Source organism: Arenimonas sp. (genome assembly GCF_036275555.1).
In the GTDB taxonomy this organism is placed as follows: domain Bacteria; phylum Pseudomonadota; class Gammaproteobacteria; order Xanthomonadales; family Xanthomonadaceae; genus Arenimonas.
Genome location: NZ_DASUDO010000037.1, coordinates 78,888 through 105,706, shown reverse-complemented (window position 1 = coordinate 105,706; position 26,819 = coordinate 78,888). Strand labels below are relative to the sequence as shown.

Sequence of the window (26,819 nt, the reverse complement as noted above, 5' to 3'; positions counted from 1 at the left end):
TTTGCTTCAGTTCCAGCAATCAATGGTCAGGCGCGCCAGGTCGGCATGGCCGGCCGGGACGGCGCCGGCGGCGATGACCTGCTCGGCGGCCACGGCGTCGAAGCAGGTGCCGGGGTCCTGGGCCAGCACGACCGCGCCAGCGTCCTTGAGCGCCAGCACCGCGGGCACGACCGACGGGTCGGCGCCGCTGAGCACCAGCACCACGCTGTCGGCGGCCGGCAGCGCGGCCACGACGTCGGCCAGGCCGCCGTTGACGGTGAACTCAAAACGGTTGTCTCGATGGGACACGCCCGTGCCGGGCTGCAGCACCGCGACGCGGCCCGGATGGGCGAGCTGGCCCTCGACCGCGAGGTCGAGCGGCAGGCGGCTGGCCTTGGCGAGCTGGCCGACGAGGCGATCGTGCTTGCCGGTATCGAGGTGCTGGTAGAGCAGCACCGGAACCGGCAGCGACGGCGGCAGCGCCGACAGCAGCTGGCGCACCGCATCGGGGCCGCCGAGGCCGGCGAGCACGAGCAGCACGCCGGCGCTCGCGCCACGGTGTTGGCCCACTCCCTCGGCGCTGGCTTCGTCGACCAGGCTCAGGGCGGCACCCGCCGCGCTGGGCTTGAACGACACGACCGGCGCTTCGGCCGGCGGGGGCGGCGGCGACGGGGCCGCCTCGGCGCCATCCATCGGCACCAGCTCGAGCGAAGCGAACATCGAACCCCCGGTGGCCGGCGCGCGCGTGGGCGCCGGCGCCGCGGGCGCCTCCGCGGCCGGCACGTCGTCCAGGTGGCCAAAGTCGGTGGCGAAGTCCGGCTCCTGCGCCTCGGGGCGCTGGTCCTGGGCTTCGAAGGCTTCCAGCTGCGCCGCGAGCGCGGCGACGTCGTCGTCCACGCTGTCCGGATGGGCGGCGTCGTCATCGCTGAACGACGAGAAATTCACCGGGCCGCCGTCGAGTTCGATGTCGGCGAGCAGCGGCGCTTCCTGGCCGGCGTCGTCGGTCAGGGACAGGGAATCGGCTTCGTCCAGCGTCGGCATCGGCGCGTTCTCGTCCGGCAGCGCCGAGAGATCGATGTCGAAGCTGCTGGCGTCGAACTCCAGGTCCTCGAGGGCCGGTTCCGGCGCGCGTGAGGCTTCCACCGGGGCATCGACGCGGCCGAGGGCTTGCTCAAGGTCGCCGAGGTCGAGATCGATGCTGGCCTCGGGCTCGGGCTCGGGCGCCGCCGCGGGTTCGGGCGCGGCCGGCACCGGTTCGGCGGCCAGCGACGGATTGGTCGGCACCCACTCGGACAGGTCGAGCGACTCGGCGGCGTAGTCCTCGAGCTTCTCGTGGTCCATTTCCTGGGCCGGCGTGCGCGGGGCGCCCGGCTCCATGGACAGGTCGACGACCGGCAGGTGGTCGGCATCGCTGGGCGCCGGCGGCAGCAGGTCGGAGCCGACCAGCTTGGCCGCGAGGTGGCGGGCCCAGCGCGCGAGGTCCCAGCCGTCGAGGCCGCGGGTGACCTCGGCGTCGTCGTACATCACCTCGATGCCGGGCGCGGCCAGCAGGTCGTCGAAGCGCTCGAGCGATTCCTCGACCGCGGGCTCCAGGCTGACCAGCACCACGGTCGGCTTCTCGGAGGCGACGGTGCCCGGATCGAGCTCGGCCGGATCGCCCTCGGCGACCAGCTGTGCACCTAGCTCCGCGAGGGCGCGGCGGAGCTGGTCGCGGGCATCACCGGGGCGGGCCAGCAGGGCGACGCGGACCGGCGACTCAAGCATTGGCCGGCTCCATGCCGAGCATCTCGAACACGTTCCGCATCAGCTCGACTTCCTGGTAGGGCTTGCCGAGGTAGCGGTTCACGCCGATGTCGAAGGCGCGCTGGCGGTGTTTGTCGCCGGTACGCGAGGTGATCATGATGATCGGCACGTCCTTCAGGCGCGGGTCCGACTTCATGTTCTGGGCCAGCTCGTAGCCGTCCATGCGCGGCATCTCGATGTCGAGCAGCATCAGGTCGGGCACGCGCTCGGCCATCTTCTCGATGGCGTCCACGCCATCCTTCGCCGTCAGCACTTCCATGTTGTGGCGCTCGAGCACGCGGCCGGTGACCTTGCGCATGGTGATCGAGTCGTCCACCACCATCACGGCCGGGATGCGGCGGGCGGCCGGGGCCGGCGCGGCCGGCACCAGCTCGATGCTGCGGTCGATGCTGGCCTGGCGGCGCACCAGCGGCGCGACGTCGAGGATCACGACGACGCGGCCGTCGCCCATGATGGTGGCGCCGAAGATGCCCGGGATCGAGTTGACCTGCGGGCCCACCGGCTTGACCACGATTTCCTTGCTGCCCAGCACCTGGTCGATGCAGATGGCGGCGCGCAGGTCGCCGGAGCGGGCGAGCAGCAGCGGCATCTGCAGGCTGTCCTGCGCCTTGGCGGGCGCGTGGCCGATCAGTGTGCCCAGGTCGTGGATGGCGTAGGACTCGCCGGCGTAGGTGAAGCTCGGGTGTTCGGTGGCGAGCTGTTTGTCGAGCTCGGCGCGGCTCATGCGGCCCACGCCCTGCACCGAGGCGATCGGCACCGCGAAGCTGGTGTCGCCGATCTTCACGAACACGGCCTGGGTGACCGCGAGGGTGAACGGCAGGCGGATGGTGAAGGTGCTGCCCTTGCCGACTTCGGACTCGATGCTGAGCGAGCCACCGAGCTGGCGGATTTCGCTGTAGACCACGTCCATGCCGACGCCGCGGCCGGCCAGGCGGCTGACCGTCTGTGCGGTGGAGAAGCCGGTCTCGAGGATGAAGCCGTAGAGCGTGGCGTCGGAGACCTCGGCGTCGGGCTTGAGCAGGCCGCGCTCGATCGCCTTCCTGCGGATGGCTTCCTTGTCCAGGCCGCGGCCGTCGTCGCTGATCTTGAGCACGACTTCGGAACCTTCGCGCTGCACCTGCACGCGGACCAGGCCTTCCTCGGGCTTCCTGGCCTTCTTGCGGTCGGCCGGCAGCTCGAGGCCGTGGGCGACGGCGTTGCGGAGCATGTGCTCCAGCGGCGCGGTCATGCGGTCGAGGACGTTGCGGTCCATTTCGCCGCTGGCGCCATCGACCTTGAGGTTGACCTGCTTGCCGGTCTCGCTGCCCGACTGGCGCAGCACGCGGCGCAGGCGCGGCACCAGCGCGTCGAAGGGCACCATGCGCGTGCGCATGAGGCCTTCCTGCAGGTCCGAACTCACGCGCGACTGCTGCAGCAGCAGGGTTTCGTACTGGCGGGTCAGGTCGTCGAGCGAACCCTGCAGGCTGACCAGGTCGGCCGCGGACTCCGCCAGCGAGCGCGACAGCTGCTGCTGGGTGGTGAAGCGGTCGAGCTCGAGCGGATCGAACTGCTCGTCGCTGGCCTCGCCCTCGCGCTGGTAGCGCGCGATGATCTGCGCTTCCGTCTCGATGTCGAGCTTGCGCAGCTGTTCGCGCAGGCGGGTGGTGGTCTGGCCGAGTTCGCCGAGGTTCGAGCGGAACGCGCCGAGCTGCTGCTCGAGGCGGGCGCGGTAGATGGCGACTTCGCCGGCGTAGTTCACCAGGCGGTCGAGCAGGTCGGCGCGGATGCGGACCTGTTCCTGCGGGGCGCGGACGCCACCGATGTCCTCGCCCTCGTCGAGCGCATCGATCGGGGCGGACAGCGGCGCCATCGTGCCCGCCGCGCCCGCGCTGGGCGCGAACACCGGACGGGTGACGGCGGCTTCCTCGGCGGCCGCGGCCTGGCGGTCCAGCGCGGTGGTGGCCGGACGCTCGGCGACGGGGGCGGCCGGGGCAGCGGCGGTGCCTGCCTCCAGCGCGCGGCCCTTGGCGAGCGCGTCGATCTGGCCGATCAGGTTCGCCGGCAGCGCGATCGCCTTGCGCTCGCCGACGCGGGTTACCATGCCGTGCAGGCGGTCGAAGGCGCGCTCGAGCACGACCACGCCGGTCTGGTCGAGTTCGCGCCGGCCCTCGGCGACGACCTCGAGCAGCGACTCCATCGCGTGGCCGAGTTCGCCGATCGGGAAGATGCCCGCCATGCGGGCACCGCCCTTGAGCGTGTGCAGGTCGCGCTGCAGGCCGACCACGAGCTCGCGGTCGGTGGTGCGGTCGCGCAGCTCGGCTAGCAGGCTGTCGGAATGGTCGAGCAGGTCGGCCGATTCCTCCAGGAAGATGTCGAGCAGGTCGACGTCGATGTCGCTGGTGTCGAGCTCGGCGTCCGGATCGTCCGGGTCCTGGGCCATCGGGACCTGGCTGTTGGCCTGGGCTTCGGGCTCATCGGCGGCTTGCGTGGCCGCGGCGAGGGCTGCGGCCGCGGTGGCGGCAGCTGCGGCTTCAGCAGCGGCGGCTTCAGCGGCGGCGGCTTCAGCAGCGGCAGCTTCAGCAGCGGCGGCTTCGGCAGCGGCAGCCTCAGCAGCGGCGGCTTCCGCGGCAGCAGCGGCTTCGGCGGCGGCGGCCGTGTCTTCGGTGACCGACTCGTCGGCGGGCGACGTCAGAGCCTCGAGCTCCTCGATCGTCATGCCGTAGAAATCCTCGGCCGGCAGGGCGGCGGCGGCTTCGGCTGCAGCGGCTTCGGCGGCAGCGGCTTCAGCGGCAGCAGCTTCAGCGGCAGCAGCTTCAGCAGCAGCTTCAGCTTCAGCTTCAGCGGCAGCGGCAGCGGCAGCGGCTTCGGCGGCGGCAGCTTCGGCGGCGGCAGCTTCGGCGGCAGCGGCTTCGGCGGCAGCGGCTTCGGCGGCAGCGGCTTCGGCGGCAGCGACTTCGGCGGCAGCGACTTCGGCGGCAGCGGCTTCGGCGGCAGCGGCTTCGGCGGCAGCGGCTTCGGCGGCAGCGGCTTCGGCGGCAGCGGTTTCAGCGGCAGCGGTTTCAGCGGCAGCGGCTTCGGCAGCAGCGGCTTCAGCGGCAGCGGCTTCAGCGGCAGCGGCTTCAGCAGCGGCAGCGGCTTCAGCAGCGGCAGCGGCTTCCGCGGCCGCAGCGGCCTCGGCGGCTTCCGCCTCGGCAGCGGCGGCGGCCAGCGCGGCTTCGGCGGCGGCGAGTTCTTCGGCGGACGGACCGACGTTGAATTCTTCGTTGATGGTGAAGGCGGGGGCCGCGTCGTCGACGCGGACATCCTGCAGGAAGGCGTCGAGCGAGATGCGCTCCTGCGGTTCCGCGGTGGCTTCCTCGGCGTCGAAGCTGGGCAGGCCGGACAGGTCCGGGACCTCCATCGGCACCGGGGTCGGCATCACGCCGGTCGGCTCGTCCGGATGCAGCGGGATCGGGGCGTTGGCTTCCGGCAGCGCGTCGCGCAGCGCCGCGGCGCGGGCCGCGAGCGCGGCGAAGGACGGCACCACGCCGCCCGGGCGCTCCAGCGCGACGATGGCCTCGCGGATCGCGGCGGCCGCATCGCGGACCACCGACACGCCCTCGGCCGAGGGAATGCGCCGGTCGGCGACCGAGCGCTTCATGAAGCCTTCCAGCGGCGCGGTCACGTCGGTGAGCGCGGTGACCTCGGTCATCGCGAACGCGCCGTTCATCGTGTGCACGGCGCGCAGCAGCGGATCGGTGACGGCCTGCGGGCCCCGGGCCGCGCACGCGGCCAGCCAGGCATCCACGGTCTCGAGATGGCCGGCGACTTCCGGCTTGAGGATCTCGAACAGCACCGGGTCGATCGCGAAACCACCGGCGTCGTCGGCCGGGGCTTCTTCCAGCTGGGCGAAGACCACGGCCGGTTCCGGCAGCGACGGCTCGGGCGCGGCCACGGGCTCCGGCGCCAGCTCGACCACCGGGGCCGCTTCCGCGGCGGCGGCGGCGGCAGACATCGCGGCCTGGGGCGGCTGGTACATCACTTCCTCGCCGGCCGCGACGCGGTCGGCCAGGGCCTGGATGCCCTCCAGGTCGGCATGCACGGTTTCGCCCTGCAGCGCGGCGCGCAGCAGCGGCAGGGTGTTGAAGGCGTTCTCGATCAGCGACACCACCGCCGGGCTGGCGGTGCGGGTGCCGTCGAGCACGCGGTTGAGCGTGCTCTCGACCTTCCAGCTGAACTCGCCCAGGCTCTTGGCACCGACCAGCCGGCCACTGCCCTTGAGCGTGTGGAACACGCGCCGGATCGGCCGCAGCTGCTCCATGTTGTCGGGCTGCTTGCGCCAGGTCGGCAGCAGCTGCTCGAGGTTGCCGATTTCCTCCTGGAATTCCTCCAGGAAGACCTCGCGGATCTCGTCGTCGATCTCGTCGCTGCTGCCGTCGAAACCGGGGATGACCGGCAGCGGCGGCGGCGCGAAGCTGGGCGCCGGCGCGGCAGGCGCGGCAGGCGTGGCCGGCACGGCCGCGACCGGTGCGGGCGGCAGGTCCACCGGCAGGTGGAAGGCCGAGGTCAGTTCGACCGGCGCCTCCGGTTCGAACACAGGCGCGACCGGGGCCTCGGCGACCGGCTCCGACACCGCGGGAGTCTCGAAAATCGCTTCGTCAAAGGCCGGCGGATCGAAGATGGCGCCATCGAAGGCGGACACCGGTTCGACGGGCTCGGGCAGGACCTCCAGCTCGGGCTCCGGCGCGGCCGGCGCCACCGGCGCGACCACGGGTGCAGCGGCGCGCGGCGTCTCGACGTAAACCGGCGCGGGCGCCGTGATGGCGTCCTCGGCCGGCAGCGGCCAGTAGCCGAGCGACTCAAGGTTCTGGCGCGCGACTTCCAGGATCTGGTCGCGCTTCGGGCGACGATCACGCAGCGCTTCGAGGTAGTACTCAAGGCTGGCCAGCGCGTCGGCGAGGCGGTCCATCTGCTGGCCGTTCGGCACGCGGTGGCGGCGCAGCAGTTCGTTCTCGGTGAAGCGGCGGACGGCGGCGAGGTACTGCGGCGCCTCCTCCAGCTCGAGGATGCGCAGCGCACCCGCGACTTCCTCGACCAGGCGCGGCACGTCGGCCAGCTGGGCGTGGTCCCAATGGGTTTCGACGAAGGCGACGAAGCACTGGCGCGCCTGCGCGAAGTTGGCGATGGCTTCCTTGACCAGCACCTCGAGCACCTTGCGGGCCTCGGTGTTGGGCAGCAGCGATTCATCGCTGGGGGCGTCGGCGCCCTCGTCGGCCTCGCCAAGCCGGGCGACCTGGTCGTCCAGCGACGCCTCGACGTAGAGCAGCGCGCCGGCGATGTCGAGCAGGCTCGATTCATCGGCGATGCGCTCGCCGCTGACCAGCCGGTGGATGGCGTTGCGCTGGTCCTGCACGACCCGGCGCGGCACGCCGAGGCCGAGCATGCCGAGCGTGTCGGCGACGCGGTCGAGCGCTTCCACCTGGTCGCTCAGGCCGACGGCCGCGGCCTCCGGCGTGCGCAGGTGCAGGTCGAGGGCGTCCTTGACGCGCAGCAGGTCTTCCTTGATGGCCACGGCGACGGTGGACAGCAGCGCGCGGTTGCGTCCGCTGAGGCTGCCGCGCGCGTGCGCGAGTTCGGATTCGCTGGGCAGGTACTCGCCCAGGCCGAACACCTGGCGGATCTCGCCGATGCGGCCGGCGTCGGTGGGCGCGTGCGCCACGAAATACAGCAGCTGGCGGGTCAGCTCCAGCGGCGGGTCGGAGCGGAAAGCGGCGTCGCCGCCCTCGGCCAGGCGCTTGATCTCGCGCTCGACCTTGGCCAGCGCCTGCTTCAGCGGGTTGCTGGCTTCGAAGGATTTCTTGGCCAGCGCGTCGAGCGTGCCGGCGGCGACCCAGAACAGGCGGCGCGCATGCTCGGAATCGGTGATCGGGACCAGCTGCTCGCAGACGTCGGTGAGGTCGCGGATGGTGGCCTGGCTGTTGTCGTCCTTCAGCCAGCGCAGCAGCGCGCCCTGGAACAGGTGGCGCATGCCTTCGGCGCGGCGCTTGAGCTCTTCCGGCGCCAGCGGCTGGGCCGGGCCGGCCGCGGTGGGCGGCAGCGGGCGCGACAGGTCGGGCGAGAACAGCACGGATTCGGACAGCCCCTTCTCGCCGCGCGGCTCGCGCAGGTCGTTGAGCAGGGGCAGCAGGACGATGGGGATGTCGCGGTGGCCGCTCTGCAGGCGCTCGAGGTAATCGGGCAGCTGCACGATGCCGCGCATCAGCGCGGCGTAGCCGGTTTCACGTTCGGCGACCCGGCCATCGACCAGGGCCTTGGCCAGCTGCTCCATTTCCTCGGCGACCATGGCGGCGCCGTACAGCTCGACCATGCGCAGCGTGCCCTGCACCTGGTGCAGGTAGTTGGCGCAGGCCTTGAGCTGGCCCGGGTCCTCGCCTTCCTCGACGTAGGCCTCCAGCGCCTGGCGAGCCTGGCGCAGGGTCTCGTCGAGCTCGGGCTTGACCCAGGTGAGCGTGGTGAAATCGTTGTTTTCGTGCAGCCTCATGCCGAGGTCCTGTCAAGGTAGGGGCGCCGGGAGGAGCGCCCGTACCGGGGTGAGTCCAGGGGCAAGCCGGGGCCGGGCATCAGCCCGGCAGCTTGAAGTCGGCGACCGAGCGACGGAGGTCGGCAGCGAGCTGCGCGAGGTTTCCGATCGACTCCGCCGTCTGGCTCGCGCCCTGCGACGTCTGGGTGGTGATCTCCTGAATCACGGACATGGTGGCCGTGATGTTGGTCGCCGCGGTGGACTGCTGGCGGGCCGCCTGGGAGATGTTCTGGATGAGGTCCGCGAGGTCGTTCGACACCTTTTCGATTTCGCCCAGCGCGAGGCCGGCGTCCTCGGCCAGTCGGGCACCGGCCACCACTTCCGCGGTGGTCTGTTCCATCGAGCTGACGGCTTCGTTGGTGTCGGACTGAATGGTCTGCACCAGGGCCTCGATTCGCTTCGTCGCGTTCGAGGCGCGTTCCGCGAGTCGCTGCACTTCGTCGGCCACGACCGCGAAGCCGCGGCCCGCTTCACCGGCGGAGGCCGCCTGGATGGCGGCGTTCAGCGCCAGGATGTTCGTCTGTTCCGAGATGTCGTTGATCAGTTCAACGATGGAGCCGATTTCCTGCGAGCTTTCGCCCAGGCGCTTGATTCGCTTCGAGGTCTCCTGGATCTGGTCACGGATGTTGTCCATGCCCTGGATCGTCTGGCGCACCACTTCGGCGCCCTTGGCGGCGATCTGCACGGAGCGCTGCGCCACGTCGGCCGATTCGGCGGAGTTCTTCGACACCTCGTCGATGGACGACGCCATCTCGTTGATCTGCGCCGAGGCGCTGGTGATCTGCTGCGCCTGGTGCTCGGCGGCCTCGGCGAGGTGCATCGCGGTGGCCTGGGTTTCCTGGGCCGCGGCGGCGACCTGCACGGCCGTTTCGTTAATGGTGGATACCAGGGATCGCAGCGCTTCGACCGCGAAGTTGATGGAGTCGGCGATCGCGCCGGTGATGTCCTCGGTGACCGTCGCCTTGACCGTCAGGTCGCCTTCGGCGAGCGAACCCATTTCGTCCAGCAGGCGCAGAATCGCCTCCTGGTTACGCTGGTTGAGCTCCTGGGTGGTGCCGAGGCGGCGGCGCTGGTCGCGGAAGATGGTGAACAGCAGGCCGATGATGCCGAGGCCGGCGCCGATGGCGCCGCCGATGGCGAAGTAGTTGTTCGGGAAGACGCGCTGGTAGTTGATGGCGTCGAAGCTGGCGAACAGCGCCTGGCTGTTCTCGAGCAGGACGTTGGAATCCTCGGAGATCTGGGTCGCGGCGCCCTGCACTTCGGCCAGGTCGGCGGCGGCCTCCAGGATCACGTCGAGGTCGGCCTGCGCTTCGGCGTACAGGTCGGACGCGGCCTGCAGGTTGGCGATGCCGGTGGGGCTGGTGATGCGGTTGTAGCCCGCCTCGGCGTTGCCGTCGCGGAAGCCCTCGAGCACCGAGGCGAACACGCCGGCGTCGCGCGAGAGCGCGTCGGCGGCCGACACGGCGTTCTCGCCGCCGGCGACGATTTCCGTCACGCGGCGCGACATGCGGTCGGCGAGCACGAGCTGGCGGTTGGCGATGGAGATCTGCGAAGCCGGGGCGTTGGCGTCGGACAGCGAGCGCACGACTTCGTCGAGCTGGAAGGCCAGTCGCGGCACGCGGGCGGTGAACTGGGCGGCCGTGTCGGCGAGGTTGAGCACTTCCTCCTCGCTCTGGGTGATGCGGTCGGCGGCCTCGGCCATCGGGGTCCAGGTCTCGGTCACCTTCTCGAGCGCGCTGCTGACGCCGAGCGCGTTCGGGTCGCCCTCGTAGCCGGGCACGTCCTCGGTCTCGCTGCCGGTGCGCAGGGCCGCCACGATCGAGTCGATGCGGGCCTTGGTGGCCTTGAACTCGGTGAAGGCGTCGGCGTTGCCGTCGACGGCTTCCTGCGTGTACTTCGCGAGCTGCTGCGAAAGCACCTGGAGGTCCGCCGTGAGGCCTCGCGCGTTGTTTTCCTGGTCGTTGAGGTAGGACGCGTAGATGAAGTTCGCGCCGAACACCGCCAGCGAAATGATCAGGATGACAGCCCAGAAGCCCAGGCCGAAATTGGTTAGCTTGTCGGTGAACGAGCGCGAGTTAGTGCTCATGACTGGACCTCAACCCCTGTAAAAAAACAAAAATGAGTGGAACCTTGGACGGCTGGTTATGCGGTGGCCTGGCGGAATTCGGGAGTGCGCGTGAGCAGCGACATGTTGAACACGCCCCAGGTCTGGTCGGCCAGCCGGTAGGCCTGGCCGACGAAATGGCCATAACGGCCGTCGTTCTCGCCGGACATCTCGGTGCGGTGGGAATCGTTGAAGGTTCGCTGGCCGAACAGCTCGTCGATGATCACCGCGACGTTGCCGCCGGACTGGCGCACCACGAGGCAGCGCTGGCCTTCGTGCACGACGGTGCGGTCGCCCTCGAGGAACTGCTTGAGGTCGACCACCGGCAGCAGGCTGCCGCGTACGTTGGCGACGCCGAGCATCCAGGCGTGGGCGCCCGGCACCGGCGTCACCGGCGGCAGCGGCAGGATCTCGACCACTTCATCGAACGAGGACACCAGGCGCCGCTGGCCGAGGCGGAAACCGACGCCACGCCAGTGGCCCGGCGCCTCGATCATTTCCGGGCGGCCGGCGACGTGGGCGAGCGAGCGCTCTTCGTAATCGAGGAGGATGTCGAACGGCGTGGCGGCCTGCGGGGACGGGGACTTGGCCATGGCGCGCGCCTCAGCCCGCCGGGACGTACTTGCGGATGGCGGATAGCAGCTCATCGCGCGTGAAGGGCTTCGTGAGGTACTGCTCGGAGCCGACGATGCGGCCGCGGGCCTTGTCGAACAGACCGTCCTTGGACGACAGCATGATGACCGGCGTCTGCTTGAACATCTGGTTGTTCTTGATCAGCGAGCACGTCTGGTAGCCATCCAGCCGCGGCATCATGATGTCGACGAACACGATCTGCGGCTGGTGGTCGGCGATCTTGGCCAGCGCCTCGAATCCGTCCGTGGCCGTCACGACGTCGCAGCCCTCCTTCTTGAGGAGGGTTTCGGCGGTGCGGCGGATCGTCTTCGAGTCGTCGATGACCATGACCCGCAAGCCGGCCAGGTGGTTGTCTTCCATCTCACTCCCCATTGCGATGCTGTCCCTGGCAGTGCGCAGGCCCTTGCCGGGCTTGCACATTATTAGCTTATATCCCAGCCGAACCGGAATGTGTCAAGCACGACACGGTTCCCGTGTGACCGACCTCACCATCCCCGGGAGGCCCTGCTAGTCTAGGGCTCCGCGAGGATGGAGATGCAGCGCCGATGGCACTGGACGTGGCCGTGGTGATGGATCCGATCGGCCGTATCAAGATCGGGAAGGATACTAGCTTTGCGATGATGCTCGAGGCCCGGCGCCGCGGGCACCGCCTGCACTACGTCGCGCCCGGCGGGCTGTCGCTGGACGGCGAACGGGCCATGGCCCGGATGGCCGAGGCCGAGGTCCGGGACGATCCGGCCGACTGGTACTCGCTGGGCCCGGTGCAGCGCCGCCCACTGGCCGAGATGGACGTGGTGCTGGTCCGGACCGACCCCCCGTTCGACGCCAACTACCTCTACGACACCCAGATCCTGGGCCTGGCCCAGGACCAGGGCGTGCTGGTGGTCAACGATCCCCGCGGCCTGCGCGACCTGAACGAGAAGCTGGGCGCCCTGCTCTTCCCCCAGTGCTGCCCGCCGACCCGGGTCTCCCGGGACGCGGCCGAGCTGCGGGATTTCGTGGCCGAGCACGGCGAGGCGGTGCTCAAGCCGCTGGACGGCATGGGCGGCCGCTCGATCTTCCGGGTCCGGACCGGCGACCCGAACCTGAACGTGATCCTGGAAACCCTGACCGACAACGGCCGGAACCTGGCCCTGGCCCAGCGCTATCTCCCGGAAATCAAGGACGGCGACAAGCGCATCCTGCTGGTGGACGGCGAGCCGGTGCCCTACTGCCTGGCCCGGATCCCGCAGGGCAACGAGTTCCGGGGCAACCTGGCCGCCGGCGGCCGGGGCGAGGGCCGCCCGCTGTCCGACCGCGACCGCTGGATCGCGGCCCAGGTCGGCCCCGAGCTCAAGCGCCGGGGCATGCTGTTCGTGGGCCTGGACGTGATCGGCGACTACCTCACCGAGGTCAACGTCACCAGCCCGACCTGCGTGCGCGAGCTGGACGCCCAGTTCGGGCTGAACATCGCCGGCCAGCTGTTCGACGCCATCGAGGCCCGCCGGGCCGGTCGCGGCTGAGATGGCGGCACCCGTCATCGGTCCGTCCGAGCGGCTCAGCGCCACCCTGGCGCTGAGCCTGGTCGCGTTTGGGGTGCTGATCCTGGGCGTGGGCTTTGCCCGCGACTCGGCGGCCCCGATCACGCCGACCCTGGACGTGATCCTGACCGAGACCCGCAGCGACGCCGCCCCCGAGGACGCCGACTTCATCGCCCAGGCCAACAACCAGGGCGGCGGCGACAGCGACGTGGCCGAGCGCCCGCGCGAGGAGCAGCTGGCCCCGGTGCCCAAGCCCGAGCCCGGCCTGGCCCCGGAAACCCTGGTCGCCCAGGCCCCGCCGCCCGAGCCCGAGCCGACCCCGCGCCTGCTCAGCACCACCGCGCCCAGCGAGTTCGCCCTGCCCCCGCCCAAGGACCAGCGCGAAACCGAGCCCAGCCAGCTCGCCCCCGGCCGCGAACTGGTCGAGCAAAGCCTGGAGATGGCCCGCCTGGCCGCCGAGATCGAGCGCCGGCAGGAGCTTCGCGCCAAGCGCCCCAAGCGCAAGTTCGTCTCGGCCAGCACCAAGGAATACGAATACGCCAGCTACCTGCGCGCCTGGGTGGTGAAGGTGGAGCGCGTGGGCAACCTCAACTACCCCGACGAGGCCCGCCGCCGGGGCCTGGGCGGCCGGCTGGTGATGACGGTGGCGGTGCGCCGCGACGGCAGCATCGAGGAGATCCTGCTCAACCGCAGCTCCGGGCTCGGCGTGCTCGACCAGGCCGCGATGCGCATCGTGCGCCTGTCCGAACCCTTCCCGCCGCTGCCGCGCACGGACGAGAACATCGACGTGCTGCACATCACCCGCACCTGGCAGTTCCGCAACGGCAGCGTCGAAAGCGAGTGATCAGCTGAGCAGGGCGTCGATCACGGCCATGCGCACCGGCAGGCCGTTGGCCACCTGGGCCAGCACCCGCGACTGCGGGCCGTCGGCCACGGCGCCGTCGATCTCGATGCCGCGGTTCATCGGGCCGGGATGCATCACGATGGCATCCGGCGCGGCCAGCGCCAGCCGGCGCGGGTCCAGGCCGTAGTCGCGGAAGTAATCCTCGAGCGAGGCCACCAGCCCCTGCTCCATCCGCTCGCGCTGCAGGCGCAGCATGATCGCCACGTCCACGCCGCGGACCGCCTCGTCGAAGTCGGTGATGACGCGGCAGCCGCGCAAGGTGGCGGCGTCGGGCAGCAGGTTGGCCGGGCCGCAGACGCGGATCTCGCCGCAGCCCAGCGCACGCAGCGCATGCAGGTCGGAGCGGGCCACGCGCGAGTGCAGCAGGTCGCCCGCCACCAGCACCTTCAGCGCGGACAGGTCGGCGCCCTTGTGCTGGCGCAGGGTCAGCATGTCCAGCAGGCCTTGCGTGGGATGCGCGGCGCGGCCGTCGCCGGCGTTGATGACGTGGGTGCCGGGGTTGGCGCCGGCCGCCAGCGCCGCGACCGCGCCGTCGTCGGCGTGCCGGATCACGAACACGTCCACGCCCATCGCCTCGATGGTCTTGAGCGTGTCCAGCGCGCTTTCGCCCTTCTTGGTCGACGAGGTGGCGACGTCGAAGTTCAGCACGTCCATGCCCAGCCGCGTGGCCGCCAGCTGGAAGCTGCTGCGGGTGCGGGTGCTGGCCTCGAAGAACAGCGTGCACAGCGTGCGCCCGGCGTGGCGGCCGCGCAGCGCGGTGCCGGCGTGCGCGTGCGGCAGCATCTGCTCGGCGCGCTCGAGCAGGCCGTTGACCTGGCCGGCGTCGAGGCCATCGAGGGTCAGCAGGTGGTCGAGGCGGCCGTCGGCGGCGAACTGCGGGGGATGGCTCATGGGCTCGGGGGTCCGGGATCAAGGGGAAGGCGGAGGTCGGGATTGCCCAGCCAGCGTTCGAGGATCACGACCGCGGCGACGGCGTCGAGCTGGTCGGCCTGCGAGCGCTTGCGGGCGCCGGCGGCGCGGCCGGCGGCGAAGCGCTGGGCGGCTTCGATCGAGCTGCGGCCTTCGTCCACCTGCTGTACCGGCAGCGCGTAGCGCCGCGCCAGCTCGCGGGCGAACCCGCGGGCCCGCTGGCGCGCGGGCTGGTCGCCGCCGTCCGCGGGCACCGGGTCGCCGACCACCAGGGCGTCGGGCCGCCAGTCGCGCATCCAGCGGTCCAGGCGCGGCCAGTCGGGGCCACTGGCGTGCACGTCGAGCACGCCCACCTCGCGGGCGCTGCCGGAGACGGTGTTGCCGACGGCCACGCCGATGCGCTTCGCCCCGACGTCGAAACCCAGCAGGGTGACGAAGTCGCTCATGCGTGGCCCGAGTAATCGGTCAGGGTGGACAGGTCGACGCCGAGCTGCCGCGCGGCGGCGCGCCAGCGTTCGTCCAGCGGGGTGTCGAAGACGATGCCGCGGTCCACGGGCACGGTCAGCCAGCTGTTCTGGGCCAGCTCGTCCTCGAGCTGGCCGGGCTCCCAGCCGGCGTAGCCCAGCGCCACCAGCACGCGCGCGGGGCCATCGCCGCGCGACAGGGCCTCGAGGATGTCGCGCGAGGTGGTGACCGACAGGCCGGGCGCCACGTGCAGGGTGGAAGTCCATTCGCTGTCGTCGCCGTGCAGCACGAACCCACGCTCGGGATGCACGGGACCGCCGGCGACGATGGCGCGGGCGGCCAGGGCGGGGTTCTGGGTGCCGAGCTTGAGGTGGTCGAGCAGTTCGCCGACGGTGTAGTCGGCGAGGCGGTTGATCACGATCCCCATCGCGCCGCCCGCGTCGTGCTGGCACACGAGCGTCACCGACCGCTGGAAATTCGGATCCTCCAGCGCGGGCATCGCCACCAGGAAGTGATCGGCCAGGGACGGGGAAGTCTGCATGCCCCGCATTCTACCGCCAACAGGAAAGGGGTCGGGATCAAAAAAAACGCCGGGCAGGCCCGGCGTTTTCGGCGCAACCCCATGCCAGGGTTACTTGACTTCGGAAAGCTCCACGCCGTCCAGGCCCTGCGACAGCGTGCGCGCGTCGCCGCCCTGCGCCAGCTTGATCTTCAGGCGCACCTCGTTGGCCGAATCGGCGAAGCGCAGCGCGTCCTCGTAGGAGATCTCGCCGGCCTGGTAGAGCTCGAACAGCGCCTGGTCGAAGGTCTTCATGCCCAGGTTGGTGGACTCCTTCATGACGTCCTTGATCTTGTGGATCTCGCCGTCGCGGATGTAGTCCTGCACCAGCGGCGTGCCCAGCAGGATTTCCATCGCCACCCGGCGCGCCTTGCCGTCCGGCGTGGGGATGAGCTGCTGCGCGACCACGCCCTTGAGGTTCATCGAAAGGTCCATCAGCAGCTGGCTGCGGCGGTCTTCCGGGAAGAAGTTGATGATGCGGTCCATCGCCTGGTTGGCGTTGTTGGCGTGCAGCGTGCACAGCACCAGGTGGCCGGTTTCCGCGAACGCGATCGCGTGGTCCATGCCCTCGCGCGTGCGCACCTCGCCGATCATGATCACGTCGGGCGCCTGGCGCAGGGTGTTCTTCAGCGCCGCCTCCCAGCTGTCGGTGTCGATGCCGACCTCGCGCTGGGTGATGATGCAGCCCTCGTGCTTGTGCACGAACTCGATCGGGTCCTCGATGGTGATGATGTGGCCCGAGGAGTTCATGTTGCGGTAGCCGATCATGGCCGCCAGCGAGGTGGACTTGCCCGTGCCGGTGGCGCCGACGAACAGGATGATGCCGCGCTTGGTCATCGCCAGGGTCTTGATGACCGCGGGCAGGTTCAGCTCTTCCACCGTCGGGATGCGGGTCTCGATGCGGCGCAGCACCATGCCGACCTGGTTGCGCTGGTAGAAGCAGGACACGCGGAAGCGGCCGACGCCGGAGACGCCGATCGCGAAGTTGCATTCGTGGGTCTTCTCGAACTCCTCGCGCTGCGAGGGGTTCATGACGTTGAGCACCAGGTCGCGCGACTGCTGCGGGGTCAGCGGGTTCTGGGTGATCGGCGACAGCTTGCCGTTGACCTTCATCGACGGCGGCACGCCGGCCGTGATGAACAGGTCCGAGGCCTTCTTGTGCGCCATCAGCTTCAGGAAGGAGGTGAAGTCGATGCTGCTCATGCGTGCTCCTGTTCTGCCACCGTGGCCTTGGCCCGGTGGCGGTGCTCATGTGGCGTCCTGCCAGCCCCCCGACCGGCAGCGGCGTCAGTCGAAAAGCTTCTTTTCCTTGGCGTATTCCTTGGCCTGCAGCTTGGTCACCAGGCCGCGCTTGACCATGTCCTGCAGGCACTGGTCGAGCGTCTGCATGCCGTACTGCTGGCCGGTCTGGATGGCCGAGTACATCTGCGCCACCTTGTCCTCGCGGATCAGGTTACGGATGGCCGGGGTGGCGATCATGATCTCGTGCGCCGCGACGCGGCCGCCGCCGACCTTCTTGAGCAGCGACTGCGAGATGACCGCGCGCAGCGACTCGGACAGCATCGAGCGCACCATCGGCTTCTCGCCGGCCGGGAACACGTCGATGATGCGGTCGATGGTCTTGGCCGCCGACGAAGTGTGCAGGGTGGCGAACACGAGGTGGCCGGTTTCCGCGGCGGTCAGCGCCAGGCGGATGGTCTCCAGATCGCGCATCTCGCCGACCAGGATGTAGTCGGGGTCTTCGCGCAGGGCCGAGCGCAGGGCTTCGTTGAAGCCGTGGGTGTCGCGGTGCACTTCGCGCTGGTTGACCAGGCACTTCTGCGAGGTGTGCACGAACTCGATCGGATCCTCGACGGTGAGGATGTGGCCGAATTCGTTCTTGTTCACGCTGTCGACCATGGCCGCCAGGGTGGTGGACTTGCCCGAACCGGTGGGGCCGGTGACCAGCACCAGGCCCTGCGGCTGCTGCACCAGCTCGCCGAAGATCTTGGGCGCGGACAGCTCCTCGAGGGTGAGGATCTGGCTGGGAATGGTGCGGAACACGGCGCCGGCGCCGCGGTTCTGGTTGAAGGCATTGACGCGGAAGCGCGCCAGGCCCGGGATTTCGAACGAGAAGTCGACCTCGAGGAATTCCTCGTAGTCGCGGCGCTGCTTGTCCGACATGATGTCGTACACCAGCGCGTGGACCTGCTTGTGGTCGAGCGCGGGGATGTTGATGCGGCGGACGTCGCCGTCGACGCGGATCATGGGCGGCAGGCCGGCCGACAGGTGGAGGTCGGAGGCCTTGTTCTTGACCGAGAATGCCAGCAGTTCAGCGATGTCCATTACTAATGTCCCCTTGGCGCATCAAACGGATAGGCGACCGCGCGTCCCCGGGGCAGTATAGCCCTATCCACGAAGGTGAATACCCCCCATGGAATCGGTGCACCCGACTCTTCACGACGTCCTGCAAACCATTGAAAACGCGGCAGTGCTGGCAGGGCGGCCACGCCAGGTCGGGCTGCTGGCGGTGTCCAAGACCCGGCCGGCGTCGGCGGTGCGCGCGCTGGCCGAGGACGGGCAGCGCGCCTTCGGCGAGAACTACGTCCAGGAGGGCGCCGGCAAGGCCCGCGAGCTGGCCGGCCTGGGGCTGGAGTGGCACCTGATCGGCCACCTGCAGTCGAACAAATGCCGCGAGGCCGCCGAGGCCTTCGACTGGGTGCAGTCGCTGGACCGCGTGAAGCTGGTCGCCGCGCTGGACCAGGCCCGCCCCGCCGACCGCCCGCCGCTGAATGTCCTCATCCAGGTGAACGTGGACGGCGAGGCCGGCAAGTCCGGCTGCCGCCCGGACGAAGTAATGGCCCTCGCCGAAGCGGTGGCCGCCGCGCCGCGACTGCGGCTGCGCGGGCTGATGGCCATCCCCGAACCGCACCCGGACCCCGGCCATCGCCGCGCCAGCTTCCGCCGGCTGCGTGAGCTCCATGACGCCCTCGCCGCCCGCTTCCCCGGCATCGATACCCTTTCGATGGGCATGAGCGATGATTTCCCGCTGGCCATCGCCGAAGGCGCCACCCTCGTGCGCATCGGCACCGCCCTGTTTGGCCCGCGCGGCCAGTAATCCTTTCCGTGGACCCCATGGCATGAACCCTCACGCGATCGCATTCATCGGCGGCGGCAACATGGCCCGCAGCCTCATCGGCGGCCTGCTCAAGACCGGCCGCGCGGCGGATTCGCTGCGCGTGGCCGAACCCGTGTCCGGCCTGCGCGAGTCGCTGGCGGCCGACTTCGGCGTGCGCGTAGACGCGGCCGGGCCGGAAGCCGCGGATGGCGCCGGCACCTGGGTGCTGGCCGTGAAGCCGCAGGTGATGCGCGAGGTCTGCGAAGGCCTGGCCACGCTCGCGCAGGTCCAGCGGCCGCTGGTGGTCTCGATCGCGGCCGGCATCCCCACGGCGCGCATCGACCAGTGGCTCGGCGGCGGCCAGGCCGTGGTGCGGGCGATGCCGAACACGCCGGCGCTGCTCGGCGCCGGCGCCACCGGCCTGTTCGCCAACGCCGCCGTCGGCGCCGCCCAGCGCGCCGAGGCCGAGGCGCTGATGCAGGCCGCGGGCCTCACCGCATGGATCCCCGACGAGGCGCTGATGGACGCCGTCACCGCCGTGTCCGGCAGCGGCCCGGCCTACGTGTTCCTGCTGGCCGAGGCGATGCAGGCCGCCGGCGAAGCCCAGGGCCTGGCCCCGGACACCGCCCGCACCCTCGTGCTGCAGACGCTGCTGGGCGCCGCCCGCATGCTCAGCGAGTCCGGCGAGCCGGCGGCGGTGCTGCGCCAGCGCGTCACCTCGCCCGGCGGCACCACCCAGGCCGCGGTCGAATCCTTCGAGGCCAACGGCTTCCGCGAGGTCGTCGCGCAAGCCATCGCCGCCGCGACCGAGCGCGGCCGCCAACTCGCCGGCGGCTGACCCCCGCCCCCTGTGGGAGGGACTTCAGTGCCGATGCCCTTCGACGGAAAGCATCGGGACTGAAGTCCCTCCCACAGGGCCGGGCGCGGTGCGATGATGGGCGCCCACCCGGAAGGAGACTGGCCATGCGCCCGATGACTGCCGTGATCGCCCTGTTCGCGCTGCTCGCCGCGGCGCCGACGCTGGCCGAGAACTCCCTGCGCTCCGGCGACATCACCGTGCACTTCAACGCCCTGCCCACCACCTCGCTGGCGCCTGAAGTCGCGCGCGCCAACGGCATCACCCGCTCCGCCAACCGCGCGCTGGTGAACATCGCGGTGCGCCAGGGCGAACCCGGCGCCGACCGCGCCGTGACGGCCAAGGTGACGGTGACCGCGAGCAACCTCGCCGGCCAGCGCGTCGAGCTGCGCATGCGTGAAGTGCGCGAGGGCGACGCCATCTATTACCTCGGCGAGGCGCGCACCGCCGGCCACGAGACCCTGAGCTTCGACCTGTCGGTGACCCCGGAGGGCGCCGAACGCCCGATCCGCACCGTGTTCCGCCAGGAGTTCTTCGGCCAGTGAGCCTGCTGCTGGTTCGACACGGGCAGGCCAGCTACGGCGCCGCCGACTACGACAAGCTCTCCGAGCGCGGCCACCTGCAGGCCCGGCGCCTGGGCGAGTGGCTGGCGCGCGGCGGCCATCGCTTCGAGGCGGTGGTGGTGGGCGGCATGCGCCGGCACCGCGAGACCGCCGACGGCGTGATCGAAGCCTTCGCCGCGCAAGGCCTGTCGCTGCCCGAGCCGGTCGCGGACGCGGGCTTCGCCGAGTTCGACCACGAAGCGGTGTTCAGCACCTGGCTGCGCGACAACGCCGACCACCCGGTCGCCATCGCCAGCCGCAGCGGCCTGCCGCGCGACGTCGGCGCGATGCTCCAGGCGGCGCTGCTGGCCTGGGCCAACGACGAGCTGGCCGGGCTACCTGAGAGCTGGGCCGCCTTCGGCGCGCGCGTGCACGCCGCGGGCGAGCGGCTCGAGGCGCTGGGCGGCGGCGGTGAAGTGCTGGTGCTCAGCTCCGGCGGCGTGATCTCGCGGCTGGCGCAGATCGCGCTGGACGTGCCCAACCACCGCGCGGTCGAACTCAACCTGGCGCTGCGCAACAGCGCGCTCAGCGAATTCCACCCGCACGCCGGCCGCCTGCGCCTGGGCAGCTGGAACGCCCTGCCGCACCTGCACGGCGCCCGCGACCTCTGGACGTATTACTGAGCATGCCGTTCACGCCCCTCCACCTCGGGCCGGGCCTGGTGTTCAAGGCGATCGGGGGGCGGCACTTCAGCTTCATGGTGTTCGGCGGCGCGCAGGTGCTGATCGACCTCGAGCCGCTGCTGGGCATGATCTACGGTTGGGACTCGCTGCACGGGGTCACGCACAACCTGCCGGGCGCGCTGCTGATCGGCACCCTGGCCGGCGCCATCGGTTGCCCCGTCAGCGAGCGCGTGCTGCGATGGCTGCGGATCGCGCATGCGCCGTTCACCTGGACGTCCTCGTTCGTGGCGGCCTACGTCGGCACGTTTTCCCACATCGCGCTGGATGCGCTGATGCACGCCGACATGGCGCCGCTGTGGCCGCTGCGCGACGGCAATGCCTGGCTGGGCGCGGTCTCGCTCGAGCACCTGCACCTGGCCTGCCTGGGCGCGGCGCTGCTGGGCGGCGCGGTGCTCGGCGTGCGCGCCCTCCTCGCCCGTTCCAAAAGTGAAGCCTACTGATGACCGACTCCCCACCCCCGGCGACCGCCGACGCGATGGCCCTGCCCGAAGCCGCGCTGGCCGACTACCTGCAGGCGAAGGTGCCCGGCTTCCGCGGGCCGCTCACCGCCACCAAGTTCAAGGGCGGCCAGTCGAACCCGACCTACCGCATCGACGCCGCCAGCGGCACCTACGTGCTGCGCCGCAAGCCGCCCGGCGTGCTTCTGCCCTCGGCCCACGCCGTCGACCGCGAGTTCCGCGTGCTGCAGGCGCTGCACGGCGGCCCGGCGCCGATGGCCCGGCCGCTGCACCTGTGCACCGACGATTCGGTGGTCGGCTCGATGTTCTACCTGATGGACTTCGTCGACGGCCGCATCTTCTGGGATCCGTCGCTGCCGGACACGACGCCGGCCGACCGCGCCGCGATCTACGGCGGCATCATCGATGCGATGGCCGCGCTGCACACGATCGACCCGGCCACCGTGGGCCTGGCCGATTTCGGCAAGCCCGGCAATTACTTCGAACGCCAGCTGCGGCGCTGGACCGAGCAGTACCGCGCCAGCGAAACCCAGCCGATCCCCGCCATGGACGCGCTGATCGCCGCCCTGCCCGCGCGCTGCCCCGCCGACGACGGCAGCGTGGCGCTGGTGCACGGCGATTTCCGCATCGACAACCTGATGTTCGACCGGGCGCAGCCGCGGGTGATCGCGATCGTCGACTGGGAGCTGTCCACGCTCGGCCACCCGCTCGCCGACCTGGGCTATTTCTGCATGGCGCTGCGGCTGCCGCGCAATCCGGCGCTGCCCGGCCTGGCGGGCCTGGATCGCGCGGCGTTGGGCATCCCCGACGAAGCCGCGCTGCTGGCGCGCTATTCCGAACTCACCGGCCGCCCGATCCCCGCCGACTGGCCCTTCGTCCTCGCCTTCAGCTTCTTCCGCCTCGCCGCCATCGCCCAGGGCGTCGCCAAACGCGCCCAGCAAGGCAACGCCTCCAGCGACCAGGCCACCCAGGCCGGCCGCATGACGTCCCTGCTCGCCCGACTCGGGGTCGAGGTGTTGGGCTAGAGCGGTTTTTTGCCACTGATGAACACGGATAAACACAGATAGAGCGATGAGAGGGCTTGATTCAATTCCTTTCTGCTTTATCCGTGTTCATCTGTGTTCATCAGTGGCTAAACGCCCTTTGACGCCCACGCGCGAGTGACAGCCGCAATCGCGCGCACGCCGTCGGTGAGGGCGGCGGGGCCGGGCTGGAGGATGAGGGGGGATTTGATTTCGTGGAGGTCGCCGGTGCGGACCGCAGGCACGTTTTCCCAGCCCGGGCGTGCGGCGACTTTCGCGGGCTGGAACTTCTTGCCGCACCAGGAGCCGAAGACGATGTCGGGCGCGCGGGCGAGGATCTCGTCGTCGTTGGCGAGGATGCGGTGCTTCGCCAGCGACTGCGCGGCGAGTTCCGGGAAGATGTCGTCGCCGCCGGCGATCCGCACCAGCTCGGCCACCCACTGGATGCCGCTGATGCGCGGCTCGTCCCACTCTTCGAAATAGACCTTCGGGCGACGCGGTAGCGTGGCGGCTTCGGCGGCGATGTCGTCGAGACCGCGCTGCAGTTCGTCGGCATAGGCATTGGCCCTGCCCGCGACGCCCACCAGCGCGCCGAGCCGCCGCACGTAGTCGACGATGCCCTCGACGCTGCGGTGGTTGCTGATCCAGACCTCCACGCCGCGCCGCACCAGCTCGGCGGCGATGTCGGCCTGGATGTCGGAGAAGCCGACCACGAAATCGGGCCGCAGCTTCAGTATCTCGTCGATCTTGGCCGACGTGAACGCGCTGACCTTTGGCTTTTCCTTCCGCGCCCGCGCCGGCCGCACCGTGAAGCCGGAAATCCCGACGATGCGGTCCTGCTCGCCCAGGGCGTACAGGACTTCGGTGGGTTCCTCGGTGAGGCAGACGATGCGGCGCGGGCCGTGGCTCACGGGAACAGCATCCGCTTGCGCCACTGGCCGTCCACGCGCTCGTAGTGGTGGCGCTCGTGCAGGCGGTACTTGGCGCCGTACCAGAATTCGATCCGCTCGGGCACCACGCGGAAACCGGACCAGTGCGGAGGCCGCGGCACGTCCACGCCCTCGAACTTCTTTTCGAACGCGTCGATGCGCGCCTCGAACAGCTCGCGCGAGGACAGCGTCTGCGACTGCAGCGAGGCCCAGGCGCCGATCTGGCTCGGCCGCGGCCGCGAGGCGAAGTAGGCGTCGGCCTCGGCCAGGTCCACCGGCTCCACCGTGCCCTCGATCTTCACCTGCACCTGCTCGCGCAGCTGCTTCCAGAGGAACAACAGCGCCGCCTGCGGATTGGCCGCCAGCTGCTGGCCCTTGCGGCTGTCGTAGTTGGTGTAGAACACGAAGCCGCGCGCGTCGAATGCCTTGAGCAGCACCGTGCGCGCCGACGGCCGCCCGTGCGCGTCGCAGGTCGCGACGGTCATCGCGGTCGGTTCGGGGTCGCCCCCGGCGGTGGCCTCCGCCAGCAGGGTGGCGAAGGTGTCCAGGGCTTCGGCGTACAGGTCGGTCATGCGGGGGTCCTCGTTTGCGCCATTGTCGCTCCGAAGGCGCCCCGCATGCACCCCGCGCCTCAGGTGACGATGAAGCTCACCCGCATGTTCACGCGCCACTCGGCGACGCTGCCGTCCTCGTTGCAGACGACCTTGATGTCGTTGACCCAGGCGCCCTGGATGTTCTTGACGCTCTTGCCGACCTTCTTCAGGCCGGCCTGCACGGCATCCTCGATGCCCTTTTTGGACGAGGAGGACACTTCGATCACCTTGGTGACGGTAGCCATGACTTTCTCCCTTCCTACCCGGTAGCGGGTCGGACGACTATACGCCCGGCCCGGAAAGCAGGCTGGCGTAGCCGGCACGGTAGTCCGGGAAGGCCGGCGCCCAGCCGGTGGCGCGCAACCGGGCGTTTGCGACCCGCCGGCCCGTGGCCGGACCGGCGCCCGGGTCCGCGCCGGCCGCGGCCAGCGGCGGCAGGCCCTGGCGATCCCGCAGCCAGGCCAGCACCGCCTGTTCCAGCGCGGGCAGGTCGTCGTTGGCCAGCAGCAAGGCGGGCGGCAGATCCAGGCCCAGCAGGTGCGAGATCGCCGAGGCCACGTCGTCGGCGTGGATGCGGTTGGTCCAGCGCCGCGCGCCGGGCTCATCGCCGCGGGCCTTGCGCAGCAGCGCGCCCCGGCCGGGTCCGTAGATGCCGGAGCAGCGCAAAGCGGTGGCCAGCGTCCGCCCGGACAGGACCTGCTCCGCCGCCAGCAAGGCCCGGCCGTTGAAGGCCGGCGGGCGCGCGGGCGTGGCTTCATCCACCCACTCAGCCGCGTCCTCGGCATAGACCGCGGTGGACGAGACGAACACGACGCGGACCGGGTCGCAGGCGTCGATGGCGCGGCGCAGTCCGTCGACATACAGCGCGCGATACGCGGCCTCGTCGCGGACATCCGGCGCAGCGCAGAACACCAGCGCATCCACCTGGCGCGGCAGCGCCGACAGGCCGTCGCCGCGGGACAGGTCCGCGCGCAGCCAGCGCAGCCCGGCGACCGGCTCGCCTTCGCCGCGCCGCAGGCCGATGACCTCGTCGCCGCGCGCGACACGAAGCCGCGCGAGCCGCAGCCCGACGTCGCCGGCGCCGGCGACCACCACGGTCCCCGCGCTCACCCCGGCCACCGGTCGCGGGTGCGGAAATCCAGTGCGATGCCAGACGATGCTTTCATGCCGGGATGCTAGCATCGCGTCCCATGAATCCCGCCCCCAACCTCGTCCTGATCGGCCCGATGGGCGCCGGCAAGACCTCGATCGGCAAGCGCCTGGCGGCGCGGCTGGGGCTGGCCTTCGTCGACTGCGACCATCGCCTCGAGGAAGTCACCGGCGCCGCGGTGCCGCTGATCTTCGAGTGCGAGGGCGAGGCCGGGTTCCGCGCCCGCGAGACGGCGCTGATCGCCGAGCTGATGCGCGGCCGCGGCCAGCTGATCGCCACCGGCGGCGGCGCGGTGCTGGCCGAGGCCAACCGCAAGCAGCTGTCCGGGCGCGGCTACGTGGTGCACCTGCAGGTCAGCGTGGCGCAGCAGATCGAGCGCCTGGGCCGCGACCGAAGCCGCCCGCTGCTGGCGGTGGGCGACAAGCGCGCCAAGCTCGAATCGCTGGCGGTCGAGCGCGGCCCGATCTACCGCGACCTGGCCGACCTCGCCTTCGACGCCGACGGCCTGACCGTCGCCATCGCCGCCGAGCGCCTCGGCGCCCTGCTCGAACAGCGCTGGCAGCGCACGGAAGCCGCCTGATGCCCCTGCACGAACTCGAGGTCGAACTCGGCGCGCGCCACTACCCCATCCGCATCGGCCGCGGCCTGCTCGACCAGCCAGAGGCGCTGGCCGCGCTGGTGACCGGCCGCCACGCGCTGGTGGTCACCGACGGCAACGTCGCGCCGCGTTACCTCGCGCGGGTGCAGGCTGCCCTGGCCGGCAAGGCCGTGCAGGCCCTGGTGTTGCCGCCCGGCGAACAGGAGAAGACGCTGGCCCGCTTCACCGAAGTGATGACCGCACTGGCGGCGATGGGCGCCAGCCGCGACGCCACCGTGGTGGCCCTGGGCGGCGGCGTGGTCGGCGACCTCGCGGGCTTCGCGGCCGCCTGCTGGATGCGCGGCGTACGCTTCGTGCAGCTGCCCACCACCCTGCTCGCGATGGTGGATTCCTCGGTCGGCGGCAAGACCGCGGTCGACCTGCCGCAAGGCAAGAACCTGGTCGGCGCCTTCCACCAGCCGGCGGCCGTGCTGGCCGACACCGCCACCCTCGACACCCTGCCCGAGCGCGAATTCAGCGCCGGCCTGGCCGAGGTGGTGAAGTACGGTGCCATCGCCGACGCCGCATTCTTCGCCTGGCTCGAGGACAACGCCGAGGCGCTGATGGCGCGCAATCCCGAAGCGCTCGCGCACGCCATCGCCACCAGCTGCCGGCACAAGGCCGGCATCGTCGCCCGCGACGAGACCGAGCAGGGCGAGCGCATGCTGCTCAACTTCGGCCACACCTTCGGCCACGCCATCGAAACCGAACAGGGCTACGGCGGCCTGCTGCACGGCGAGGCGATCGCGGTGGGCATGGTGCTGGCGGCGCGGCTCTCGGCCGACCTCGGCCGCGCGCCCTGGTCCGACACCGCGCGGCTGGCCGCGCTGCTCGAACGCTTCGACCTGCCGGTAGCCCTGCCCGCCGGCCTGTCGGGCGAGGCGCTGCTGGGCCGCATGAAGCTCGACAAGAAGGCCGTCTCCGGCCGCATCCGTCTGATCCTGTGGGCCGGCCTAGGCCAGGCCGAGGTCGTGCCCGACGTCCCCGAGTCCGAGATCCTCCCCCTCCTCGAAGCCTGACCCGCCTCGTGTAGGAGGGCCTTCAGGCCCGAAGCTTTTCGCCGAAAGGCTTCGGGCCTGAAGGCCCTCCTACAGGGGGCCGCGGGTTAGAATGGCGGACCTATGCGCCTACTGATGCAGCAGAAACCCCTTGCCGGCGAAGCGCCGAAGTACGTCCAGCTGATGCTCCAGCAGGACCTGCTCGGCGGCTGGACGCTGCTGCGCGAGACCGGCCAGATCGGCGGCAAGGCCTCGCTCAAGCGCGAACAGTACCTCGAGCGCGGCGCCGCCCTGGCCGCCTTCGAGAAAGCCCGCGATGCCCAGGTCCGCAAGGGCTTCCTGGTGATGTTCGCCCAAGGCGCCGACGCGCCCCGTTGACT

25 protein-coding genes are annotated in these 26,819 nt (G+C 70.8%); 11 read left to right on the top strand and 14 right to left on the bottom strand.

Features of this window, described 5'->3' with window-relative positions:
• Positions 1-6: 6 nt before the first annotated feature.
• The 5 genes from VFV21_RS09730 to pilG all read right to left on the bottom strand — a co-directional run bounded on the left by VFV21_RS09730 (position 7) and on the right by pilG (position 11,417).
• Positions 7-1,743 (bottom strand): chemotaxis protein CheB, encoded by a 1,737-nt coding sequence (locus tag VFV21_RS09730; RefSeq protein WP_329669227.1) that lies wholly within the window; start codon positions 1,741-1,743, stop codon positions 7-9.
• Positions 1,736-8,281: an Hpt domain-containing protein gene (locus VFV21_RS09725; protein ID WP_329669226.1), complete on the bottom strand. Its 6,546-nt coding sequence runs from the start codon at positions 8,279-8,281 to the stop codon at positions 1,736-1,738. The genes VFV21_RS09730 and VFV21_RS09725 overlap by 8 nt, the downstream gene beginning before the upstream one ends.
• A 79-nt stretch (positions 8,282-8,360) precedes the next feature.
• A complete protein-coding gene (locus tag VFV21_RS09720) occupies positions 8,361-10,406 on the bottom strand; it encodes a methyl-accepting chemotaxis protein (protein ID WP_329669225.1) in 2,046 nt (681 codons plus the stop codon).
• A 56-nt stretch (positions 10,407-10,462) separates the two neighbouring features.
• Positions 10,463-11,017 (bottom strand): chemotaxis protein CheW, encoded by a 555-nt coding sequence (locus tag VFV21_RS09715; RefSeq protein WP_034213092.1) that lies wholly within the window; start codon positions 11,015-11,017, stop codon positions 10,463-10,465.
• 10 nt (positions 11,018-11,027) lie between these two features.
• Entirely contained in the window at positions 11,028-11,417 is a 390-nt protein-coding gene (gene pilG, locus VFV21_RS09710; protein WP_034213085.1) for a twitching motility response regulator PilG, read from the bottom strand.
• Positions 11,418-11,602: 185 nt separating this feature from the next.
• On the opposite strand from pilG, the gene gshB reads away from it, so the two are divergent.
• Together gshB and VFV21_RS09700 are read left to right on the top strand one after the other, a co-directional pair.
• Positions 11,603-12,559, top strand: coding sequence for a glutathione synthase (gene gshB, locus VFV21_RS09705; protein ID WP_329669224.1), 957 nt, complete (start codon positions 11,603-11,605; stop codon positions 12,557-12,559).
• A gap of 1 nt (position 12,560) precedes the next feature.
• Positions 12,561-13,421: an energy transducer TonB gene (locus VFV21_RS09700; protein WP_329669223.1), complete on the top strand. Its 861-nt coding sequence runs from the start codon at positions 12,561-12,563 to the stop codon at positions 13,419-13,421.
• On the opposite strand, the gene VFV21_RS09695 is transcribed toward VFV21_RS09700, so the two are convergent.
• The 5 genes from VFV21_RS09695 to VFV21_RS09675 form a co-directional block, all read right to left on the bottom strand.
• Positions 13,422-14,372, bottom strand: a complete 951-nt coding sequence (locus tag VFV21_RS09695) for an aspartate carbamoyltransferase catalytic subunit (RefSeq protein WP_329669222.1) — start codon at positions 14,370-14,372, stop codon at positions 13,422-13,424.
• Positions 14,369-14,836 (bottom strand): Holliday junction resolvase RuvX, encoded by a 468-nt coding sequence (ruvX, locus tag VFV21_RS09690; RefSeq protein ID WP_329669221.1) that lies wholly within the window; start codon positions 14,834-14,836, stop codon positions 14,369-14,371. Before ruvX ends, VFV21_RS09695 begins: the two co-directional genes overlap by 4 nt.
• Positions 14,833-15,396: a YqgE/AlgH family protein gene (locus VFV21_RS09685; protein WP_329669220.1), complete on the bottom strand. Its 564-nt coding sequence runs from the start codon at positions 15,394-15,396 to the stop codon at positions 14,833-14,835. Before VFV21_RS09685 ends, ruvX begins: the two co-directional genes overlap by 4 nt.
• A 90-nt stretch (positions 15,397-15,486) precedes the next feature.
• Positions 15,487-16,617 (bottom strand): PilT/PilU family type 4a pilus ATPase, encoded by a 1,131-nt coding sequence (locus VFV21_RS09680; RefSeq protein WP_034213074.1) that lies wholly within the window; start codon positions 16,615-16,617, stop codon positions 15,487-15,489.
• Between the two features lie 84 nt (positions 16,618-16,701).
• Positions 16,702-17,739 carry a type IV pilus twitching motility protein PilT gene (locus tag VFV21_RS09675; protein WP_329669219.1) on the bottom strand — a complete coding sequence of 346 codons (1,038 nt, stop codon included), beginning with the start codon at positions 17,737-17,739 and terminating at the stop codon, positions 16,702-16,704.
• Positions 17,740-17,836: 97 nt separating this feature from the next.
• Here VFV21_RS09675 and VFV21_RS09670 point away from each other — a divergent pair, with 97 nt between their 5' ends.
• The 6 genes from VFV21_RS09670 (at position 17,837) to VFV21_RS09645 (ending at position 22,135) form a co-directional block, all read left to right on the top strand.
• A complete protein-coding gene (locus tag VFV21_RS09670; RefSeq protein ID WP_414638556.1) occupies positions 17,837-18,511 on the top strand; it encodes a YggS family pyridoxal phosphate-dependent enzyme in 675 nt (224 codons plus the stop codon).
• Between the two features lie 22 nt (positions 18,512-18,533).
• On the top strand, positions 18,534-19,349 hold the full coding sequence (gene proC, locus VFV21_RS09665) for a pyrroline-5-carboxylate reductase (RefSeq protein ID WP_329669217.1): 816 nt from the start codon (positions 18,534-18,536) through the stop codon (positions 19,347-19,349).
• 125 nt (positions 19,350-19,474) lie between these two features.
• A complete protein-coding gene (locus VFV21_RS09660) occupies positions 19,475-19,912 on the top strand; it encodes a DUF4426 domain-containing protein (RefSeq protein ID WP_329669216.1) in 438 nt (145 codons plus the stop codon).
• Positions 19,909-20,592 (top strand): histidine phosphatase family protein, encoded by a 684-nt coding sequence (locus VFV21_RS09655; RefSeq protein ID WP_329669215.1) that lies wholly within the window; start codon positions 19,909-19,911, stop codon positions 20,590-20,592. The genes VFV21_RS09660 and VFV21_RS09655 overlap by 4 nt, the downstream gene beginning before the upstream one ends.
• A gap of 2 nt (positions 20,593-20,594) precedes the next feature.
• Complete coding sequence (locus VFV21_RS09650; protein WP_329669214.1) at positions 20,595-21,092, top strand: metal-dependent hydrolase; 498 nt, start codon at positions 20,595-20,597, stop codon at positions 21,090-21,092.
• Complete coding sequence (locus tag VFV21_RS09645; protein ID WP_329669213.1) at positions 21,092-22,135, top strand: phosphotransferase family protein; 1,044 nt, start codon at positions 21,092-21,094, stop codon at positions 22,133-22,135. The genes VFV21_RS09650 and VFV21_RS09645 overlap by 1 nt, the downstream gene beginning before the upstream one ends.
• A gap of 107 nt (positions 22,136-22,242) precedes the next feature.
• Here VFV21_RS09645 and VFV21_RS09640 read toward each other — a convergent pair whose 3' ends face one another.
• Genes VFV21_RS09640 through VFV21_RS09625 form a run of 4 tightly spaced genes read right to left on the bottom strand, consistent with a single transcriptional unit; the run spans position 22,243 to position 24,764 of the window.
• The gene (locus VFV21_RS09640) at positions 22,243-23,043 is read right to left on the bottom strand and encodes a cobalamin-binding protein (protein ID WP_329669212.1); all 801 of its coding nucleotides are present in this window, start codon (positions 23,041-23,043) and stop codon (positions 22,243-22,245) included.
• A complete protein-coding gene (gene pdxH / locus VFV21_RS09635; protein ID WP_329669211.1) occupies positions 23,040-23,633 on the bottom strand; it encodes a pyridoxamine 5'-phosphate oxidase in 594 nt (197 codons plus the stop codon). Before pdxH ends, VFV21_RS09640 begins: the two co-directional genes overlap by 4 nt.
• 59 nt (positions 23,634-23,692) lie before the next feature.
• Positions 23,693-23,899, bottom strand: a complete 207-nt coding sequence (locus VFV21_RS09630) for a dodecin family protein (protein WP_329669210.1) — start codon at positions 23,897-23,899, stop codon at positions 23,693-23,695.
• A 37-nt stretch (positions 23,900-23,936) separates the two neighbouring features.
• Entirely contained in the window at positions 23,937-24,764 is an 828-nt protein-coding gene (locus tag VFV21_RS09625; protein ID WP_329669209.1) for an NAD-dependent epimerase/dehydratase family protein, read from the bottom strand.
• Between the two features lie 80 nt (positions 24,765-24,844).
• Here VFV21_RS09625 and VFV21_RS09620 point away from each other — a divergent pair, with 80 nt between their 5' ends.
• The 3 genes from VFV21_RS09620 (at position 24,845) to VFV21_RS09610 (ending at position 26,817) form a co-directional block, all read left to right on the top strand.
• Positions 24,845-25,384, top strand: a complete 540-nt coding sequence (locus VFV21_RS09620) for a shikimate kinase (RefSeq protein WP_329669208.1) — start codon at positions 24,845-24,847, stop codon at positions 25,382-25,384.
• Positions 25,384-26,460 (top strand): 3-dehydroquinate synthase, encoded by a 1,077-nt coding sequence (gene aroB, locus VFV21_RS09615; RefSeq protein ID WP_329669207.1) that lies wholly within the window; start codon positions 25,384-25,386, stop codon positions 26,458-26,460. Before VFV21_RS09620 ends, aroB begins: the two co-directional genes overlap by 1 nt.
• 102 nt (positions 26,461-26,562) lie before the next feature.
• Entirely contained in the window at positions 26,563-26,817 is a 255-nt protein-coding gene (locus VFV21_RS09610) for a WGR domain-containing protein (protein WP_329669206.1), read from the top strand.
• Positions 26,818-26,819: the final 2 nt, after the last annotated feature.